This window comes from Micromonospora wenchangensis, assembly GCF_002210435.1.
Lineage (GTDB): Bacteria > Actinomycetota > Actinomycetes > Mycobacteriales > Micromonosporaceae > Micromonospora > Micromonospora wenchangensis.
Genome location: NZ_MZMV01000075.1, coordinates 1 through 17,969 on the forward strand (window position 1 = coordinate 1; position 17,969 = coordinate 17,969).

The following is a 17,969-nucleotide window of genomic DNA, read 5'->3' on the forward strand; positions in this document are numbered from 1 at the left end:
CGTAACCCACCACCGCCAGCCGCAACCCGCCACCCGCCGACGAACACACGTACCACGGCAACGCCCCCGCCGGCCCCGCGCCGGCCCCGTCGGCCGCCGCGCCCACCGCCGCGTCCAACCCGTGCAGCACGTCCGTGCCGACCGACGTGGGCGCCGACGCCGCCCCCACCAACCGGCCCGCGTCCAGATCCACCACCGCCGCCTTCGTCCAGGTCGACCCGACGTCGGCGCAGACCGCCAGCCTCACGCCGCCGCCGGAACAACCACGGTGCCCGTCGCCGTCACCGCCACGACCGGCTCCGCCAACACCTCCGCCGCCGACCCACCCCGCTCCGGCCGACCCCGGCACACCACCCGCGCCACGAAGTCGATCCCCCGGCTGCGGGTACCCACCCGCACCACCGTCGCCGTCACCTCCACCACGTCACCCGCCCGCACCGACGACACGAACTGCACATCCGAATACGACGCGAACAACCCCTCGTCACCATCGGTACGGATACACACCTCCGTCGCCACGTCCCCGAACAACCCCAACACGTACGCCCCGTCCACCAGGTTCCCCGCGTAGTGGGCGTGCGCGTACGGCACGTACCGCCGGTGCGTCACCGTCAACCCCAACCGTGCGTCACTCATCCCCGCGCCTCCCTGCTCGTCACCAACGCATGCACCAGGTACGACGCCACCTCACCCGGCGTGGTGCCCCGACCGAAGATCCGGTCCACCCCCAGCTCCGCGGTCATCGTCTCGTCGAACCGCGGCCCACCCACGATCAGCAGCGGCCGCCTCCCCGCCGGCATCGCCTCCCGGAACGCCGCCGACATCTCCCGCGTGTTGTGCAGGTGCGCGTCCCGCTGCGTCACCACCTGCGACACCAGCACCGCATCCGCCCGCTCCCGCCGCGCCGCCTCCACCAGCTCCGGCACACTCACCTGCGCGCCCAGGTTCGACACCTTCAACTCCCGGTAGTACTCCAGGCCCTTCTCCCCGGCGATGCCCTTCACGTTGAGGATCGCGTCGATGCCCACCGTGTGCGCGTCCGTGCCGATACACGCCCCCACCACCGACAGCTTGCGCCGCAACCGCCGCTTCACCACCGCGTTGACCTCCTTGGCCGACAACAGCGGATAGTCGCGCTCCACCACCTGCACCGCCGCCAGGTCAACCAGATGGTTCACCCGCCCGTACACCACGAAGAACGTGAACCCGTCACTCATCGGCTTCGCGTGCACCAGCATCGCCGGATCGATGCCCATCTTGTTCGCCAACTGCACCGCCGCACCCTCGGCCCGCTTGTCGTGCGACACCGGCAACGTGAACGACACCTGCACCATGCCGTCGCCCGTCGTGTCCCCGTACGGCCGCACGACCGTCTTCCCACCCGGGCCGTGCTGGCCGGGCCTGCGCTCGCGGCCCTCGCTCCGCTCGGTGCGCTCACTCATGCCGACTGCTCCAGGATCTCCGTGGCCGGGTTGTAGTAGTCCGCCTCGTGCCGCGCCACCCCGGACAGGCCCTTGCCCCGGTCCGCCGGCCGCTTCATGATCCCGAACGTGCCCTCGGCGATCGCCGTCAACAACGACTGGTCACCGATCCGCTCCAGCAGATCCACCGCCTCACCCAGCACCCGGCGCGCCCGCTGCTGGATGAACCCACCCGGCGCCGGCACGAAATCCTCGTGCAACCCGCCCGCCGCACCCAACACGTACCGCACGTTCTGCAACGCGATGTCCCGGTCCGACAACCACGGCGTCACCACCGCCTCGGTCATCATCCCCACCAGCAGGATCCCCTGCCCCGTCATCGTCCCCACCAGATTGAAGAACCCGTCCAGCAGATTCCCCCGGAACACGTCCCCCGTCATGTGCTTCGTCGGCGGCATCCACTTCAACGGCGCATCCGGAAACAACTCCCGCGCCAGCAACGCGTGCGCCAACTCCAGCCGGAACGACTCCGGCACCTCCGGGTTGATCTCGAACGCGTGCCCCAACCCCAACTGCCCGTCCGCCAACCCCGCCTCGTGCGCGAAGAACTCATTCAGCAACTGCGACACCGTCACCGTGTGCGCCTCGTCCACCGCATCCGCCGTGGTCAAGTAATTGTCCTCACCGGTGTTGATGATGATCCCCGCCCGCGCGTGCACCTGCCGCGAGAACCGCTGATCCACGAACGTCCGAATCGGATTGATGTCCCGGAACAGAATCCCGTACATCGAATCGTTCAACATCATGTCCAGCCGCTCCAGGCCCGCCAACGTCGCCATCTCCGGCATGCACAACCCCGACGCGTAGTTCGTCAACCGCACGTACCGGCCCAACTCCTTCGACGTCTCGTCCAACGCCGCCCGCATCAACCGGAAGTTCTCCTGCGTCGCATACGTACCGGCGAACCCCTCCCGGGTCGCCCCCTCCGGCACGTAGTCCAGCAACGACTGCCCCGTCGACCGGATCACCGCGATCACGTCCGCACCCGCCCGCGCCGCCGCCTGCGCCTGCGGAATGTCCTCGTAGATGTCCCCCGTCGCCACGATCAGATAGATCCACGGCCGCTGCTTCGGATCCCCGTACCGCTTCACCAGGCGGTCCCGCTCTGCCCGCCGCCGGTCCACCTGCCGGATCCCCGCCCCCACCGCCCGGCGGGACGCCCGACGCGCCACCGTGGCAGCCCTCCCGCCCGGCTGCGCGAACCGCACCGACCCCGCCGCCGCCTTCTGCGCCAGCAACGTCACGTCGTCCAACTGCTCCCGCACCAACGCGTCGAACACCGGCACCGCCACCCCGTGCCCCAGACCCACGTCCGCGACCACCGCATCCACCAGGCGGTTCACCCACGGAATACCGTCCGGGTCCGCGCCCGCCACCCCCGCCAGGCGCAGCACCGCCCGCTCCACCGACACCGTGGTGTGGGTCCGCGCCAACTCCACCACCGGCTGCCCGGCCCGCCGCGCCAACTCCCGCGCCCGCGCCACCAGCGCCGGATCCAGGTCGAGCTTCCCGCTCACCACGTCGACCCGCCGCCCTCGACGACGGCACCGACCCGCGCCGGCACCCCAATGGTCCGCTCGCTCACGACACGCCTTCCTCGTAGATGACCTCACCGCGCAGCACCGTCGCCCGGCACACCGGCAACGGCGTCGGGTCCTGCGGACCCCGCGCCTCCGGATCCTCGGCCTGCAACACCGGCAGACCCCGTTCCGCCCCCGCCGGGGTGTCCCACACCGCGAACGTCGCCGGCGCACCCTTGGCGATCACACCCTCGTTGTCCAGGTGCACCGCCCGCCAGCCGCCCCGGGTGTGCGCCGCGAACGCCGCCCGCACACTCATCCGCTGCGCCGGATTGTGGTGCGCCGCCGCAGCCCGCACCGAACCCCACGGATCCATCGGCGTCACCGGCGAATCCGAACCGAGCGCCAACGCCACCCCGACCGAGTGCATCGCCCCCATCGGGTTCGACTCCCACGCCCGGTCCAACCCCAACCGCGACTCGTACATCCGGCCCGCACCACCCCACAACCGGTCGAACGCCGGCTGCATGCTCGCCACGATCCCGTACTCCACGAACCCGGCGATCAACCGCTTGCTCATGATCTCCGCGTGCTCCACCCGGTGCCGGGCCGCCCGCACCCGATCCGTGCCCAACCGGGCCACCGCCGCCGCGAAGCCCTCCAGCACCGTCGCGATCGCCGCGTCACCGATCGCGTGGAAACCGCCCTGCACCCCGTGCGCCGCACAGTCCACCAGATGATCACGCACCTGATCCGCGCTCAGATACCCGTGCCCACACCCCTCACCATCGCGGTACGGCCCCGACAGGTGCGCCGTCCGCGACCCCAACGCCCCATCCGCGAACAGGTCACCACCCGCCCCCACCGCACCCAACTCCCGCGCCCGCGCCGCCCCCGACAACTCACCCCAGTACCCGTACACCTCCGGCAACCCCGCACCCGACAGACCCAACAGACCCGTGAAGTCCTCCTCGTCGGAGATCTCCGGCCCACCACACTCGTGCACCGACGCGATCCCCAACGACGCCGCCCGCGCCAACGCCACCCGCTGCGCCGCCACCCGCTGCCCCCGCGTCACCCCGGCCCGCGCCGCCGCCCGCACCACGTGGTGCGCGTCCCGCCGCAACCACCCCGACGCGTCGAAACCCGGCAAACCCACCACCTGCGGACACGCCGCCAGCAACGCCTGCGACACCAACGCCGAATGGATCGACGCCTGCGACAGATACACCCGCCGACCACCCGCCGCCCGGTCCAACCGCGCCGCGTCCGGCAACGCCGCATCCACCCAACCCGACTCGTCCCAGCCGTGCCCCAGCACCACCGCGTCCGACGGCAGACCCGCCGCGAACACCGCCACCGCATCCAGCAACCCCGCCGCCGACCGCACCGACGACAGATCCAGACCCGACAACACCAACCCGGTGTCCGTCGCGTGCACGTGCGCGTCCACGAACGCCGGCGTCACCAGCGCCCCACCCAACTCCACCACCCGGTCGGCCGCCGGCGCGTCCGCGTCCACACCCAACCAGGCGATCCGCCCGTCCCGCACCAACAGCGCCGTCGCGCTCGGCTCCGCCGGACAGTGCAGCACTCCACCGCGGTACAACGTCGAGGGGTTCGTCATGGCACTCAGTCTGCCGCCAACCGGGACGCGAAGAGACCACGTACCCCCGGCTCCGACCGCACCAACCCCAACGCCAACTCCGCGTGCCCCGGCACGTAACCGTTGCCCACCAGCATCGTCACGTCCGCCGCCAACCCCTCCGCGCCCAGGGCCGCCGCCGCGAAACTCGTCGCCATCGAGAAGAAGATCACCGTGCCGCCGTCCGCCGTGGCCAACACCGCACCGTGCTCACACCCCGGCACGTCCACGCACACCACCGTCACGTCCGCCGGCCCACCCAACGCCGTCGTCACCGCCGACGACACCCCCACCGGATCCCGGGCGTCAGCCAACGCCACCACCGACGCCAGACCGGCCGCCACCAGCGCGTCCCGCTCCGCCACCACCGGCACCACCCCCACCGTACGACCGGCACCCGCCCGCCGCGCCGCCGCCAACGACAACGACCCGCTCTTGCCCGCCCCACCGATCACCGCCACCGTCACCGGCGACCCGTCACCGGCCCGCTCCCGCCGCGCCACCTGCTCGGCGACCACCCGGGCCGTCAACGCCGGCGCCCCGCACACGTCCAGCACCGCCAACGCCAACTCCGGATGCAGATCCGCCGGCAGCACCGCCGCGATCGACCGGGCGAACAGGATCGCGTACCCGTCACACGGCACCTGCTCGCTGCGCCCGTCCCAGCGGGCCAACCCGTCGAGGATCACCAGCGGGGTCAGCGTCAACGACACCAACGTCGCCACCCGGTCACCCACCGCCAACCCCAACGGCGACCGCCGGCCGGCCTCCTCCACGGTGCCGATCAGCATCCCACCCGACCCGGTCACCGGATTCTGCATCTTGCCCCGCGCCGACACGATCTCCAGCACCTCGGCCCGGACCTTCTCCCCGTCCCCGCCGTGCTTCTGCGCCAACTGCCGGAAACTCGCCGCGTCCAGGTTCAGCCGCTCCACCCGGATCCGCACCTCGTTGGGGGCGATCCGCGGGTCGGCGTCCAACCGCCAGGCCGCCTGCGGCAGCACCCCCGCCGGTTCCACGACGCGGTGCAGACCCACCGGTGACGTCACGCCGACCTCCCCTCTCCACCGCCCGAAGCCCCGACCAGGACTCGCGTCGCGGGAAAACTTACGGCAGACTAATTTCTTCGCCGGATATTTTCCAGTAGCCTTCGGGATCTACCGATCATCGCCCGCCGGTCACCCCGGCCACACGCACCACGAGGAGGGGCCGTGACCCAGACCCAACCGATGGCGACCATCCCCGGGCCCCGCCCCGCCCCCGCCGCCGCACCCACCGCCGGGCAGCCCTACGAATACCGCCGCAGCCCCCTGGTCGAACCCGACTGGACCCGCTTCCCCGGCTGGCGCGACGTCACCCGCGAACAGTGGGAGAACGCCCAGTGGCAACGCGTCAACTGCGTCAAGAACATCAAGCAGCTACGCGCCGTCCTCGGCGACACCGTCGACGAGAGCTTCTACACCGACCTCGCCGCCGACCAGCAGGCCCTGGCCACCATGTCGATGCTGGTGCCACCCCAGATGATCAACACGATGGTGCCGTTCGCCCCGATGACCACCGAGGCGTTCCGCGCCGACCCGATCCGCCGCTACATGATCCCCGTCGCCGCCGACCGCCGCACCGACTGGCCCTCGCACCCCTACGCCAGCCGCGACTCGCTGCACGAGCACGACATGTGGGTCGCCGAGGGCCTCACCCACCGCTACCCCACCAAGGTCCTCGCCGAACTGCTCTCCACCTGCCCCCAGTACTGCGGCCACTGCACCCGGATGGACCTCGTCGGCAACTCCACCCCCGCCGTCGACAAGCTCAAGCTCACCCTCAAGCCCGTCGACCGCTACGACGCCCACATCAGCTACCTCAAGGCCCACCCCGGCGTCCGTGACGTGGTCGTCTCCGGCGGCGACGTGGCCAACGTCCCCTGGCGCAACCTCGAGTCGTACCTGATGCGGCTGCTCGAACTCGAAACCGTCCGCGACATCCGGCTCGCCACCAAGGCCCTCATGGGCCTGCCCCAGCACTGGCTGCAGAACGACGTCGTCGAGGGCCTGGAGCGGGTCGCCCGCACCGCCGCCCGACGCGGCGTCAACCTGGCCATCCACACCCACGTCAACCACGCCCAGTCGATCACCCCGCTGGTCGCGAAGGCCGCCCAGACCGCCCTCGACGTCGGCGTCCGCGACGTCCGCAACCAGGGCGTGCTCATGCGCGGCGTCAACGCCACCACCCCCGACCTGCTCGACCTGTGCTTCGCCCTGCAGGGTGAGGCAGGCATCCTGCCGTACTACTTCTACATGTGCGACATGATCCCCAACGCCGAGCACTGGCGGGTCCCCGTCTGGCACGCCCAGCAGCTCCAGCACGACATCATGGGCTACCTGCCCGGCTACGCCACCCCCCGGATCGTCTGCGACGTGCCCTTCGTCGGCAAGCGCTGGGTGCACATGCTCACCGAGTACGACCGGGAACGCGGCATCTCCTACTGGACCAAGAACTACCGCACCTCCATCGAGTCCGCCGACCTGGAGGCGCTCAACAAGCGCTACGCCTACTACGACCCGATCGACACCCTCCCCGAGGCCGGCCAGCAGTGGTGGGCCGCACACCGCGACGACTGACCCGCACCACCCCGCCGCCCCCGCGACCCGGACCGGTCACGGGGGCGGCGGGCGTCACGCCCCGCGCGGGGCGTACATGATCACGGCGACGCCGAGCAGGCAGATCGCCGCGCCCGCCAGGTCCCACCGGTCCGGCCGGAAGCCGTCGACCAGCACCCCCCAGGCGAGCGACCCCGCCACGAACACCCCGCCGTACGCGGCCAGGATGCGCCCGAAGTTCGCCTCCGGCTGGAACGTCGCCACGAACCCGTAGACACCCAACGCGAGCACCCCTGCGGCGATCCACCACAGGCCCCGGTGCTCCCGCCAGCCCTGCCAGATCAGCCACGCCCCACCGATCTCGGCGAGCGCGGCCAGGACGAACAACACCAGCGAACGGGCGACCAGCATGCCCGCACGCTAACCCGGGTGGCCCCCGCACCGCGTCCGGGGGCCACCCGGCCGGTGCAGGCCGGTCAGCGCATGGCGTCCCGGACGTCCCGACCGGCGTCCTTGACGTGCTCACCGGCCTGCCGGGCCCGCGCCTCGCTCTGCTCGGTGGCGCCCTCGGCCCGCATCCGCTCGTTGTCGGTCATGTCGCCGAGCCGCTCCTTCGCGGCGCCGGTCAGCTCCTGGGCCTTGTTCTTCGCCTTGTCGGTGAAGCTCATGTCGCCTCCTGTCGCTGCGGCGGTCACGGGGCCGCTGCCCCGTATCAGTGGCGTCCCCGATCCGGCCGAGCCGAAACAAAACCGCGCCGTAGGCGCTGGTCAGGAAGGGGTGCGCCGTGGCGCACCATCTCTAGAGAATCCTAGGACAATAGGTGGCCGGCTGGGACCGGGCGGATGCTGGTTGACTGGGCGGATGAGCGAGATCATCCTGATCCGGCACGGCGAGACGACGTGGAGCGCCAGCCGGCGGCACACCTCGTACACCGACCTGGAGCTGACCCCCGACGGCGAGCGGCAGGCCCGCGCCCTGGCCGGGGTGCTGACCGGGCAGCGCTTCGCCACCGTGCTCGCCAGCCCCCGACGCCGGGCGCTGCGCACCGCACAGCTCGCCGGCCTCACCGTCGACGACACCGACGACGACCTCACCGAGTGGAACTACGGCCGGTACGAGGGCCGCACCACCGCCGACATCCACACCGAGCGCCCCGACTGGGACATCTGGACCGACGGCTGCCCCGACGGGGAGTCCCCCGACCAGGTCGGGGCCCGGGTCGACCGGCTGCTCGCCCGGCTCACGCCACTGCTGGCCCAGGGTGACGTCGGGCTGGTCGGGCACGCCCACCTGCTGCGGGTGGTCGGCGCCCGGTGGATCGGCCTGCCCGCCGCCGGCGGTGGCAAACTGCGCCTGGACACCGCCACCGTCAGCGTCCTCGGCCACGAACACGGCCGCCCGGTGATCCTGCGCTGGAACGGCCGCTGAGTGGCAGCTAGGCCGGGGCCTCCGCGCCGCTGCGGGTACGGCCCCGCAGCTCCCCCACCGCCACCTTCGGCGGACGCCCCTCGTACGGGGTGGACAGCACCACCGTGGTGCGGGTGGTGACGTTCGCGGCGGTGCGGATCTCCTGGAGCACCCGTTCCAGGTCGGCCGGCCCGGCCACCCGCACCAGGAGCAGATAGAAGTCCTCCCCCGCCACCGAGTAGCAGGAGTCGATCTCGGGCAGGTGGGCCAGCCGCTCCGGCGCGTCGTCGGGCTGCGACGGGTCGAACGGCCGGATCGCCACGAACGCGGTCATCGGCAGGTCCAACGCCTCGAACGACACCCGGGCCGTGTACCCGTTGATCACGCCCCGCTGTTCCAGCCGGCGGACCCGCTGGTGCACGGCCGAGACCGACAGGCCGACCCTCTCCGCCAGATCCGTGTACGACAGGCGGCCGTCGGCGGTCAGCGCGGCGACGATGGCACGGTCGATCTCCTCCACCCGTGCAACCTACCCGGTGGAGCGCTCCCCTGGCGACGACGTCCCGCCCGATGTGACGCTCAGCGGGCCGCCCGGTCGCGCACCGCGTCGGCCGCGAAGTTGAGCACCTCGGCCAGATCCTCCTCGTCGAGGAAGGGCAGATCGGTCAGGATGTCCGTCACCGACATCCCCTCCGCCATCATCGCCAGCAGGGTCGCCACCGGGACGCGGGACTGCCGCACGCAGGGCGCGCCGCCCATCACCTCGGGGTCGATGGTGATCCGGGGAAACGTCACCGGCACAGGCTAGTCCCTCGCCAGCGCCCGGGAGATCACCAGCCGCTGGATCTGGTTGGTGCCCTCGACGATCTGGAGCACCTTCGCCTCCCGCATGTACCGCTCGACCGGGTGGTCGGCCACGTAGCCGGCCCCGCCGAGCACCTGCACCGCGTCGGTGGTCACCCGCATCGCCACATCGGTGGCGAACAGCTTCGCCTTGGCCGCCTCGATCGAGTACGGCCGGCCGGCGTCACGCAGCCGGGCCGCCGCCAGGGTGAGCGCCCGCGCGGCGGAGATCTGGGTGGCCGCGTCGGCCAGCAGGAACCCCAGCCCCTGGAAGTCGACGATCGCCCGGCCGAACTGCTGCCGCTGGCGGGCGTAGCCGACGGCGTAGTCCAGCGCCGCCTGGGCCAGGCCGACCGCGCAGGCGGCGATGCCCAGCCGCCCCGAGTCCAGCGCGGACATCGCGATGGTGAAGCCCGCGCCCTCCCCGCCGATCAGCCGCTCGGCCGGCACCCGGGCGTCGTCGAAGGCGATCTGCGCCACCGGCGACGAACGCAGCCCCATCGTCCGCTCGGCCGCCTGCGGTGCGATGCCCGGCGTGCCCCGGTCGGCCAGCAGGCAGGAGATGCCCTTCGGGCCCGGCCCGCCGGTCCGGCAGAACACGTTGTAGAAGTCCGCCACCTGGGCGTGCGTGATCCACGCCTTGACCCCGGTGACCCGGTAGTCGTCGCCGTCGCGGACCGCCCTGGTGGTCAACGCGGCGGCGTCCGAGCCGCCCTGCGGCTCCGACAGGCAGTACGCCCCGAGCAGTTCCCCACCCACCAGCTCCGGCAGCAGCTTGCGTTGGGCGTCGGTGCCGAACTCGGCGAGCGGGTAGCAGGACAGGGTGTGCACGCTGACCGCCTCGGCGACCGCGAGCCACCGGCCGGCGAGGATCTCCAGCACCTGGAGGTAGACCTCGTACGGCTGGGCCGCGCCGCCGTGCTCCTCGGCGTACGGCAGGCCCAGCAGGCCGGCCCGACCCAGGGTGCGCAGCACCTCGCGGGGGAACTCGGCGCGATCCTCGAAGCCGGCGGCCCGGGGCGCGAGTTCCCGGTCGGCCAGTTCGGTGGCGAGGTCGAGCAGGTCGTGGGCCTCGTCGGTGGGGAGGATGCGGTCGACAGTCATAGCGCGATGAGCTCCAGAGGTGGGTGAGCCGTCGCCCGTCGTCCGTCGGGCGTCACCCCGTCAGCTTAACGGTCGTTCGGGTCAGGGCCCAGTCCGGTGTGGGCCGGCACCCGGTGAACCGCGCCCGCCCCGGCTGCGTACCACCTGACGCCTTCCCCGGTCCCGACGAGCCCGACCGGAGTCCCCATGCACCGACGCGCAGCACTGACCTCGACGGGGGTGGCCCTCGCCGCGCTCGTCGCCGGCTGGGCGGCCCTGACCGTCCCCACCGCGAACGCCGAGACCGACGCCGCACCACCGGCCGCCACCAGCCCGGCCGGCACCGGGACGCCCGCCGCGCCACCGGCCACCGCCGCCGCCACGACACCCGCCGCCGCGCCCGTCGGGTCCCCGGTGGACCGGCACGGCCGGCTACGGGTGTGCGGGGTGCACCTGTGCGACGCGGCCGGCGAGCCGGTCCAGTTGCGCGGGATGAGCAGCCACGGCCTCCAGTTCTTCCCGGACTGCCTCAACCCCGACTCGCTGGCCGCCCTGCGCACCGACTGGCGGGCCGACTTCGTCCGGGTGGCGATGTACGTCCAGGAGGGAGGGTTCGCAACCGACCCGGCCGGCTTCACCCGCCGGGTCGACGAGGCGGTGGAGACCGCCAGCGCGCTCGGCCTCTACGTGGTGGTCGACTTCCACGTCCTGACCCCCGGCGACCCGCTGGTCAACCTGGACCGGGCCCGGTCGTTCTTCGCCGAGGTCGCCGCCCGGCACGCCGCACGGACCAACGTGCTCTGGGAGATCGCCAACGAACCCAACGGGGTCGACTGGGCCACCATCAAGAGCTACGCCGAACAGGTCATCCCGGTGATCCGGGCCGCCGACCCGGACAGCGTGGTGCTGGTCGGCACCCGGGGCTTCTCCTCGCTCGGCGTCTCCGAGGGCGCCGACGAGACCGAGGTGACCGACGACCCGGTCGACGCCGGGAACATCATGTACACGTTCCACTTCTACGCCGCGTCCCACCGGGACCTGCAACGCGAGACGGTGACCCGGGCCGCCCGCAGCCTGCCGCTGTTCGTCAGCGAGTTCGGCACCCAGACCTTCACCGGCGACGGGCCCAACGACCTGGACAGCGCCACCACCTGGCTGGACCTGCTGCAACGCCTGAGGATCAGCTACGCGATGTGGAGCTACTCCGACGGCCCGGAGAGCAACTCGGTGTTCCGGCGGGGCACCTGCGCCGGCACCGACTTCACCGGCACCACCGTGCTGACCGAGTCCGGGGAGTTCATCCGCACCCGGCTGCGGCGCTGACCCGCCGGCCCACGCCGACGGGTCCATCAGCCGGTGACGGCGCTGCCGACCCGGCGGACCCGGTCGGCGTGGGTCAGCACGTCCACACTGTCGACGTACTGGTCCACCGCGCCGACCAGCGGCCGGTCCCGCAGCGCCGGGTCGACGATCGCGGCCCGCAGCGCGGTGGCCAGGCGCGGCGCGTCCAGCACCAGGAAGGGCCGCCCGTGGAAGGGCCGGGCCGCGACGTCGACCGGCCCGGCCAGCCCGGTGTCGTCGGTCCACCCGGCGACCGTCTCCAGCGCCCGCACCAGCCCCGCCTGCCGGTGCGGCCAGTCACCCGGCCCGAGCGCGTCCGCCAGCGCCGCCACCACCGGGCCGGCGTCCGGCAGCGCGGCGAACACACTGCCGAGCCACTTGTCGTACGGCGGCCAGCGGCGACGGGCCAGCAGGCCCAGCCGCATCAGGTCCCGGGCGACGCGGGCCGCCACCAGCCGGCTGCCCAGCACGTCACCCACCTCCGCGCACCGGCCGACCAGGTGTTCGGCGTGCCCCACCCGGGTCCACCCGGCGGCCAGCACGTGCCGCCACACGTCGTCCGGATACCAGGCCAGGGCGGCCCGGACCGCGCCGACCGCGCCGGACAGGCCGTCGTGGAACACCGCCCCGCCGGTCAGCTCGGCCAGCCGCTGGGTCGGCAGGGACAGCCAGTCGTCGGTGGTGACCGCGACGGTCGGATCGAAGCCGAGCCGGCCCCGCAGCCAGTCCCGCCATGCGAACACCTGCACCCCGCTGCGGTCCCCGGCGACGTCGGGCACCCCCAGCCGGGCGGTCGGCCAACTGAGGAACCGGGTCGGCCGGCCCAGGAACGAGGCCGGCAGGTCGGCCAGCGCCGCCCGCGCCGACGCCACCTCGGCCGCGTCGGCGAGGAACACCTGCGCCCGGGGACCCCAGTCGTGGTCGGTCGAGCGTTCGGTGTCCAGACCCAGCAGCTCCGAACCGCCGTCGAGCAGCCCGGCGGAATAACGCAGACCCGGCAGGTGCCGCGCCAGCAACGGCCCGACGACCTCGTCGTGGAAACGCCGGCACAGCACCAGACCGGGCACGAACTCCATGCCCGCAGTCTCACCCGGCGGCCACCGTGCCGTCACGCCGGTTTCCCGCAGTGCCGACCGTGGCGTACGGCCGGTGGGCGTCCCCCATGTCGTCGGTGGGGTGTGCCAGGCTGTCGGGCGTGGCAGACCAACAGCCGATCCTGCTGATCGACGCGCCCAGCCTCTACTTCCGGGCCTACTTCGGGGTACCCGAGTCGGCGGCGCGGACCGACGACGGCCAGCCGGTCAACGCCGTGCGCGGGTTCCTCGACATGCTCGCCCAACTGGTCCGCACCCGCCGGCCCGACCGGATGGTCTGCGCGCTCGACCACGACTGGCGGCCCGCCTGGCGGGTCGAGCTGCTGCCGTCGTACAAGGCGCACCGGGTCGCCCCGGCCGGCGGCGAGGAGGTGCCGGACACCCTCTCCCCGCAGGTGCCGGTGATCCTCGACGTGCTGGCCGCGATCGGCATCACCGCCGTCGGCGCGACCGGCTACGAGGCCGACGACGTGCTGGGCACCCTGTCGGTCACCCAGCCCGGCCCGGTGGAGGTGGTCTCCGGCGACCGGGACCTGTTCCAGCTCGTCGACGACGAGCGCCGGGTCCGGCTGCTCTACATCGGTCGTGGGGTGGCCAAGCTCGACGACTGCGACGACGCCGCCGTCCGGGCCCGCTACGGTGTGCCCGCCGACCGGTACGCCGACTTCGCCGCCCTGCGCGGTGACCCGAGCGACGGCCTGCCCGGGGTGCCCGGGGTGGGCGAGAAGACGGCCGCCCGGCTGATCGACCGCTACGGTGGCCTGCCCGGCATCCTCGCCGCGCTCGACGAGCCCGGCTCCGGGTTCGCCCCGGGGCTGCGCGCCAAACTCGACGGTGCCCGCGACTACCTGGCGGTCGCCCCGAAGGTGGTCCGGGTCGCCACCGACGTTCCGCTGCCGGCACTGCCGACCACGCTGCCGACGGCGCCCGCCGACCCCGACCGGCTGCTGGAGCTGGCCCAGCGGTGGAACCTGGCCGGCTCGTGCCGGCGACTGGTCGACGCCCTCGCCGCGCGGCCCTGACCGGCCGCCGGCGTCCCGACGCCGGTCAGCGTGGCGGTGGGGCGTCCCGGCGGGACGGGAACGGGGTACCCGGCCGGCCCAGGGTGGTCGACCGGGCGCGCAGGCCCACCGGGTCGGGGGCCGTCTGCGGTTCGACGGCCGGCGCGTCGACCTGCCGGGCCTGCAGGTAGGCGGCGGCGGCCCGGTCGTCGTCGGTGGGCGCGGCCAGCAGCGCGTACACCAACCCCACCACCACGAAGATCACCGCGAGGACGATCGGCACCAGCAGGGTGCTCACCCCGGCACCGGTCACCTCGCCGCGCTGCCCGTGCAGGTGCACCGACAGGGCGCTCATCCCGGTGAAGTGCATGCCGTTGACCGCCACCCCCATCAGCAGGGCGGAACCGGCGATCGCCAGGCCCCGGCGGACGGTCATCGCCAACCACAGCGCCACGGTGGCCGCGACGATGGCGATGACCACCGACAGCCCGACCCGGGTGGCGTCGTAGTTAAGGTCGCCGTTGAGCCGCATCGCGGCCATCCCGGTGTAGTGCATGGCCGCGACGCCGATCCCGGTGAACAGGCCACCGCCGAGGACCTTCGCCGCGCCGAGCCGGCCGGTGCCGACGATGGCCAGGCCGATCCCGACGGCGGTGACGGCGATCACCGTGCTCGCGGCGGTCAGCGGCACGTCGTACCGGATCCGGGTGCCGGTGACCGCGAACCCGAGCATGGCCATGAAGTGCATCGCCCAGATCGCGGTGCCACCGATCGCCCAGGCGGCCAGCAGGCCCCACCAGAAGCGCTGACCGGAACCGGTGGCGGTACGGATCCGCCCGGCACAGACCAGACCGAGGAACGAACCGAGCACGGACAGCGCGTAACTCAGCGCCGGTGTGATCCACCCGTACTCAAAGTGATTGATCTCCGCCACGGCGGTCTTCCCCCCACTCATTACCGGCGCGTAGGCGACCGCGCCCGAGCAATGATCGGGGAGCCTGCGAGCAGGCGCAACAGCGGCCCCCCGGCAATCCGGGGGGTGCCGTCACGGTGACCGTCCGATGCGTCGATTCACCGCCCGACGGTGACCGAAAGTGATGATCAGGTGGAGGTGTAATGGGCGAGTACGCCCCGGTTCACGGCGGCGATCGCCTGCCGGGCGGTGGCCCGCAGCTCGGTCGACGCCCCACCGGAGTCGGATAGTTGACCGAGCAGGTCGGCGACCTGTCGGGCCCAGCGGACGAAATCCCCGGCCGGCATCTCCCCGTCGAACTGGTGCCCGCTGGCGAGCACCTTGGCCAGGGTCTCCCCTCGCGCCCACCGGTAGATCGGCCAGGCGAACCCGAGATCCGGCTCCCGGGTGGCGGTCAGACCCCGCTGCGCCTCGTCGGCCTCGATCTCGCTCCACAGCTTCAGCGTCTCGTCGACCGCGTCGGCGACCGGCCCGCGCGGCAGCGACGCCCGCTCGTCGACGTCCCGCCGGGCCTCGAACACCACCACCGAGACGGCGGCGGCCAACTCCGCCGGGGACAGGCCGTCCCAGACACCCCGCCGCAGACACTCGGCGACCAGCAGGTCGGCCTCCGTCCAGATCCGGCCCAGCATCCGACCGGCGTCGGTCACCCCACCGTCGGCGGACAGGTAACCCCGTGCCGTCAGCAGGGCCACGATCCGGTCGAAGGTCCGGGCCAGGGAGCCGGTCCGCCCCGACACCCGCTGCCGCAGCTCGTCGGTGTCCTTCTCCAGCCGCCGACGCCGCTCCGCCCACCGGGCGTGGTCCTCCCGCTCCGGGCAGGCGTGACAGGGATGCCGCCGCAGCTCGGTGCGGAGCTGACTGAGCCGGTGGTCCTCACCGGCGGCCTGCCGGGACCGGCCACCCCGCCGGCCACCGTGCCGGTCCAGCCCGGTGCCGCTGACCTCGGCGGCGAGATCCCGCCGGGCGGCCGGCGAACGGTGGTTGAAGTGCTTGGGCACCCGGATCCGGGCCAGCACCTCGGCCGGGGTGGTGAAGTCCCCGGGACTGACCCGACCCGCCCAGCGGTCCTGGGTGAGCACCAACGGCCGGGGCTCGCCGAACCCCCCGGTCGCCGGATCGAGGACGACCGCGAGCCCGGCCCGCCGCCCGGACGGCACCCGGATCACGTCACCCACCCGCAACCGCTCCAACGCCGCCACCGCGGCGGCCTTGCGCTGGGTCTGCCCCTGCCGGGCGATGGCCCGCTCCCGGTCGGCGATGGCCACCCGCAGCGCGAAGTACTCGTCGAAGTCACCCTGGTGGCAGGCCGCCTCGGCGCCGTACGCGTCGATGGTCTCGGTGTTGCGCTGCACCTGGCGGGCCAGCCCGACCACCGACCGGTCCGCCTGGAACTGGGCGAACGACGACTCCAGCAGCGCGCGGGCCGGCTCGGCCCCCACGCTGCCGACCAGGTTGACCGCCATGTTGTACGACGGCCGGAAGCTCGACCGCAACGGATAGGTACGGGTGGAGGCCAGGCCCGCCACGTGCCGGGGGTCCGTCTCGGGCGACCACACCACCACGGCGTGCCCCTCCACGTCGATGCCCCGCCGACCGGCCCGCCCGGTGAGCTGCGTGTACTCCCCCGGGGTGAGATCGACGTGGGCCTCGCCGTTGAACTTGACCAGCCGCTCCAGCACCACGCACCGGGCCGGCATGTTGATGCCCAACGCCAGGGTCTCGGTGGCGAAGACCGCCTTGACCAGCCCCCGGACGAACAACTCCTCGACGACCTCCTTGAACACCGGCAGCATCCCGGCGTGGTGGGCGGCCAGACCACGCTCCAACCCGTCGAGCCACTCCCAGTAGCCCAGCACGCTCAGGTCCTCGCCGGGGATCGCGGTGACCCGGGACTCCACCACCCGACGGATCTCGGCGCGTTCCTCGGCCGAGGTCAGCCGCAGCCCGGCCGCCAGGCACTGCTGCACGGCGGCGGCGCACCCGGCCCGGCTGAAGATGAACAGGATCGCCGGGAGCAGCCCCTCCCGGTCGAGCCGGTCGACGATGTCCGGACGCAGCGGCCCCCGCCAGCGCGGGCCACGCCGACCGCCGCCGGGACCGGCGCCGCGCCCCTCCCCCAGCTCCAGCCGACGGGTCTGCTCCCGGGTGTAGCGCAGCAGCTCCGGGTGCACGTCGTGCTTGCGGGCCGCGTCGGCGTCGTGGAACAGGTCGAACATCCGCCGGCCGACCAGCATGTGCTGCCACAACGGCACCGGCCGGTGCTCGCTGACCACCACCGCCGTCTCACCGCGCACCGTGACCAGCCAGTCGGCGAACTCCTCGGCATTGGAGACCGTCGCCGACAGCGACACCAGGGTGACCGAGGACGGCAGGTGGATGATCACCTCTTCCCAGACCCCGCCCCGGAACCGGTCGGCCAGGTAGTGCACCTCGTCCATCACCACGTAGGCCAGGCCGGCCAGGGTCGCCGAACCGGCGTAGAGCATGTTGCGCAGCACCTCGGTGGTCATCACCACCACCGGGGCGTCCCCGTTGATCGCGTTGTCGCCGGTGAGCAGCCCGACCTGCGCGGCACCGTAACGCTGCACCAGGTCGTGGTACTTCTGGTTGGACAGCGCCTTGATCGGCGTGGTGTAGAAGCACTTGCGCCGGGCGGCGGGCGGCGCGTCCGCGGCCGGCGACGCCGCACCCGGCACGCCCCGCAACGCCAGGTGCACGGCGAACTCACCGACCACCGTCTTGCCCGCCCCGGTCGGGGCGCAGACCAGCACCCCGCTGCCCCGCTCCAGCGACTGGCAGGCCTCACGCTGGAAGTCGTCGAGGTCGAACCCCAGGTCGAGGGTGAACTCTTCCAGGGCCGGGAACTGGGCGGCCTGGGCAGCCCGGCGACGTGCCTCGGCGTACCGCTCGGCGGGGCTCGACATGTCAGCAAGATTAATCGGTACCACCGACACCCACCCCCCAAGGCCGTCCGGCACGGG

The 17,969-nt window shown here is 72.8% G+C and carries 18 protein-coding genes; 4 read left to right on the forward strand and 14 right to left on the reverse strand.

The genetic code is table 11. The features are described from left to right. From B5D80_RS28795 to kdd, 6 genes are all read right to left on the reverse strand, one after another. The coding region (locus tag B5D80_RS28795; protein WP_211291692.1) for a glutamate mutase L at positions 1-247 on the reverse strand (247 nt) is incomplete at its 3' end. Further along, positions 244-636 carry a 3-aminobutyryl-CoA ammonia lyase gene (gene kal, locus B5D80_RS28800; protein ID WP_088647080.1) on the reverse strand — a complete coding sequence of 131 codons (393 nt, stop codon included), beginning with the start codon at positions 634-636 and terminating at the stop codon, positions 244-246. The genes kal and B5D80_RS28795, both read right to left, overlap by 4 nt. Next, positions 633-1,442: a lysine 5,6-aminomutase subunit beta gene (kamE, locus tag B5D80_RS28805; RefSeq protein WP_281253506.1), complete on the reverse strand. Its 810-nt coding sequence runs from the start codon at positions 1,440-1,442 to the stop codon at positions 633-635. The genes kal and kamE overlap by 4 nt, the downstream gene beginning before the upstream one ends. Then, on the reverse strand, positions 1,439-2,998 hold the full coding sequence (gene kamD, locus B5D80_RS28810; RefSeq protein WP_088647097.1) for a lysine 5,6-aminomutase subunit alpha: 1,560 nt from the start codon (positions 2,996-2,998) through the stop codon (positions 1,439-1,441). The genes kamE and kamD overlap by 4 nt, the downstream gene beginning before the upstream one ends. A gap of 64 nt (positions 2,999-3,062) precedes the next feature. Continuing rightward, a complete protein-coding gene (locus B5D80_RS28815; RefSeq protein ID WP_088647081.1) occupies positions 3,063-4,628 on the reverse strand; it encodes an amidohydrolase in 1,566 nt (521 codons plus the stop codon). Between the two features lie 5 nt (positions 4,629-4,633). Then, complete coding sequence (gene kdd / locus B5D80_RS28820; RefSeq protein ID WP_088647082.1) at positions 4,634-5,695, reverse strand: L-erythro-3,5-diaminohexanoate dehydrogenase; 1,062 nt, start codon at positions 5,693-5,695, stop codon at positions 4,634-4,636. 162 nt (positions 5,696-5,857) lie between these two features. Between kdd and B5D80_RS28825 the strand changes: the two genes are divergently transcribed. Continuing rightward, positions 5,858-7,264, forward strand: a complete 1,407-nt coding sequence (locus B5D80_RS28825) for a KamA family radical SAM protein (RefSeq protein ID WP_425437279.1) — start codon at positions 5,858-5,860, stop codon at positions 7,262-7,264. Positions 7,265-7,318: 54 nt separating this feature from the next. Here the strand turns inward: B5D80_RS28825 and B5D80_RS28830 are convergent, their stop codons facing one another. Then, a complete protein-coding gene (locus tag B5D80_RS28830; RefSeq protein WP_088647083.1) occupies positions 7,319-7,654 on the reverse strand; it encodes a YnfA family protein in 336 nt (111 codons plus the stop codon). A 65-nt stretch (positions 7,655-7,719) separates the two neighbouring features. Beyond that, positions 7,720-7,911: a CsbD family protein gene (locus B5D80_RS28835; RefSeq protein WP_088647084.1), complete on the reverse strand. Its 192-nt coding sequence runs from the start codon at positions 7,909-7,911 to the stop codon at positions 7,720-7,722. Positions 7,912-8,104: 193 nt separating this feature from the next. Here B5D80_RS28835 and B5D80_RS28840 point away from each other — a divergent pair, with 193 nt between their 5' ends. Beyond that, positions 8,105-8,671: a histidine phosphatase family protein gene (locus B5D80_RS28840; protein WP_088647085.1), complete on the forward strand. Its 567-nt coding sequence runs from the start codon at positions 8,105-8,107 to the stop codon at positions 8,669-8,671. A gap of 7 nt (positions 8,672-8,678) precedes the next feature. Here the strand turns inward: B5D80_RS28840 and B5D80_RS28845 are convergent, their stop codons facing one another. The 3 genes from B5D80_RS28845 to B5D80_RS28855 are packed head-to-tail and all read right to left on the reverse strand — an operon-like array spanning position 8,679 to position 10,597. Then, a complete protein-coding gene (locus B5D80_RS28845) occupies positions 8,679-9,170 on the reverse strand; it encodes an Lrp/AsnC family transcriptional regulator (RefSeq protein ID WP_088647086.1) in 492 nt (163 codons plus the stop codon). Positions 9,171-9,229: 59 nt separating this feature from the next. After that, positions 9,230-9,445: a DUF433 domain-containing protein gene (locus tag B5D80_RS28850; protein ID WP_088647100.1), complete on the reverse strand. Its 216-nt coding sequence runs from the start codon at positions 9,443-9,445 to the stop codon at positions 9,230-9,232. A 9-nt stretch (positions 9,446-9,454) separates the two neighbouring features. After that, the gene (locus B5D80_RS28855; RefSeq protein ID WP_088647087.1) at positions 9,455-10,597 is read right to left on the reverse strand and encodes an acyl-CoA dehydrogenase family protein; all 1,143 of its coding nucleotides are present in this window, start codon (positions 10,595-10,597) and stop codon (positions 9,455-9,457) included. A gap of 186 nt (positions 10,598-10,783) precedes the next feature. Here B5D80_RS28855 and B5D80_RS28860 point away from each other — a divergent pair, with 186 nt between their 5' ends. Then, positions 10,784-11,899: a glycoside hydrolase family 5 protein gene (locus B5D80_RS28860; RefSeq protein ID WP_088647088.1), complete on the forward strand. Its 1,116-nt coding sequence runs from the start codon at positions 10,784-10,786 to the stop codon at positions 11,897-11,899. 26 nt (positions 11,900-11,925) lie between these two features. Here B5D80_RS28860 and B5D80_RS28865 read toward each other — a convergent pair whose 3' ends face one another. Continuing rightward, a complete protein-coding gene (locus B5D80_RS28865; RefSeq protein WP_088647089.1) occupies positions 11,926-12,993 on the reverse strand; it encodes a DUF4037 domain-containing protein in 1,068 nt (355 codons plus the stop codon). A gap of 86 nt (positions 12,994-13,079) precedes the next feature. On the opposite strand from B5D80_RS28865, the gene B5D80_RS28870 reads away from it, so the two are divergent. Then, positions 13,080-14,033: a 5'-3' exonuclease gene (locus B5D80_RS28870; RefSeq protein WP_088647101.1), complete on the forward strand. Its 954-nt coding sequence runs from the start codon at positions 13,080-13,082 to the stop codon at positions 14,031-14,033. A 25-nt stretch (positions 14,034-14,058) separates the two neighbouring features. Here the strand turns inward: B5D80_RS28870 and B5D80_RS28875 are convergent, their stop codons facing one another. Together B5D80_RS28875 and B5D80_RS28880 are read right to left on the reverse strand one after the other, a co-directional pair. Further along, complete coding sequence (locus B5D80_RS28875; RefSeq protein ID WP_088647090.1) at positions 14,059-14,946, reverse strand: MHYT domain-containing protein; 888 nt, start codon at positions 14,944-14,946, stop codon at positions 14,059-14,061. 167 nt (positions 14,947-15,113) lie between these two features. Beyond that, the gene (locus tag B5D80_RS28880; RefSeq protein ID WP_088647091.1) at positions 15,114-17,912 is read right to left on the reverse strand and encodes a DEAD/DEAH box helicase; all 2,799 of its coding nucleotides are present in this window, start codon (positions 17,910-17,912) and stop codon (positions 15,114-15,116) included. Between the last annotated feature and the right edge of the window lie 57 nt (positions 17,913-17,969).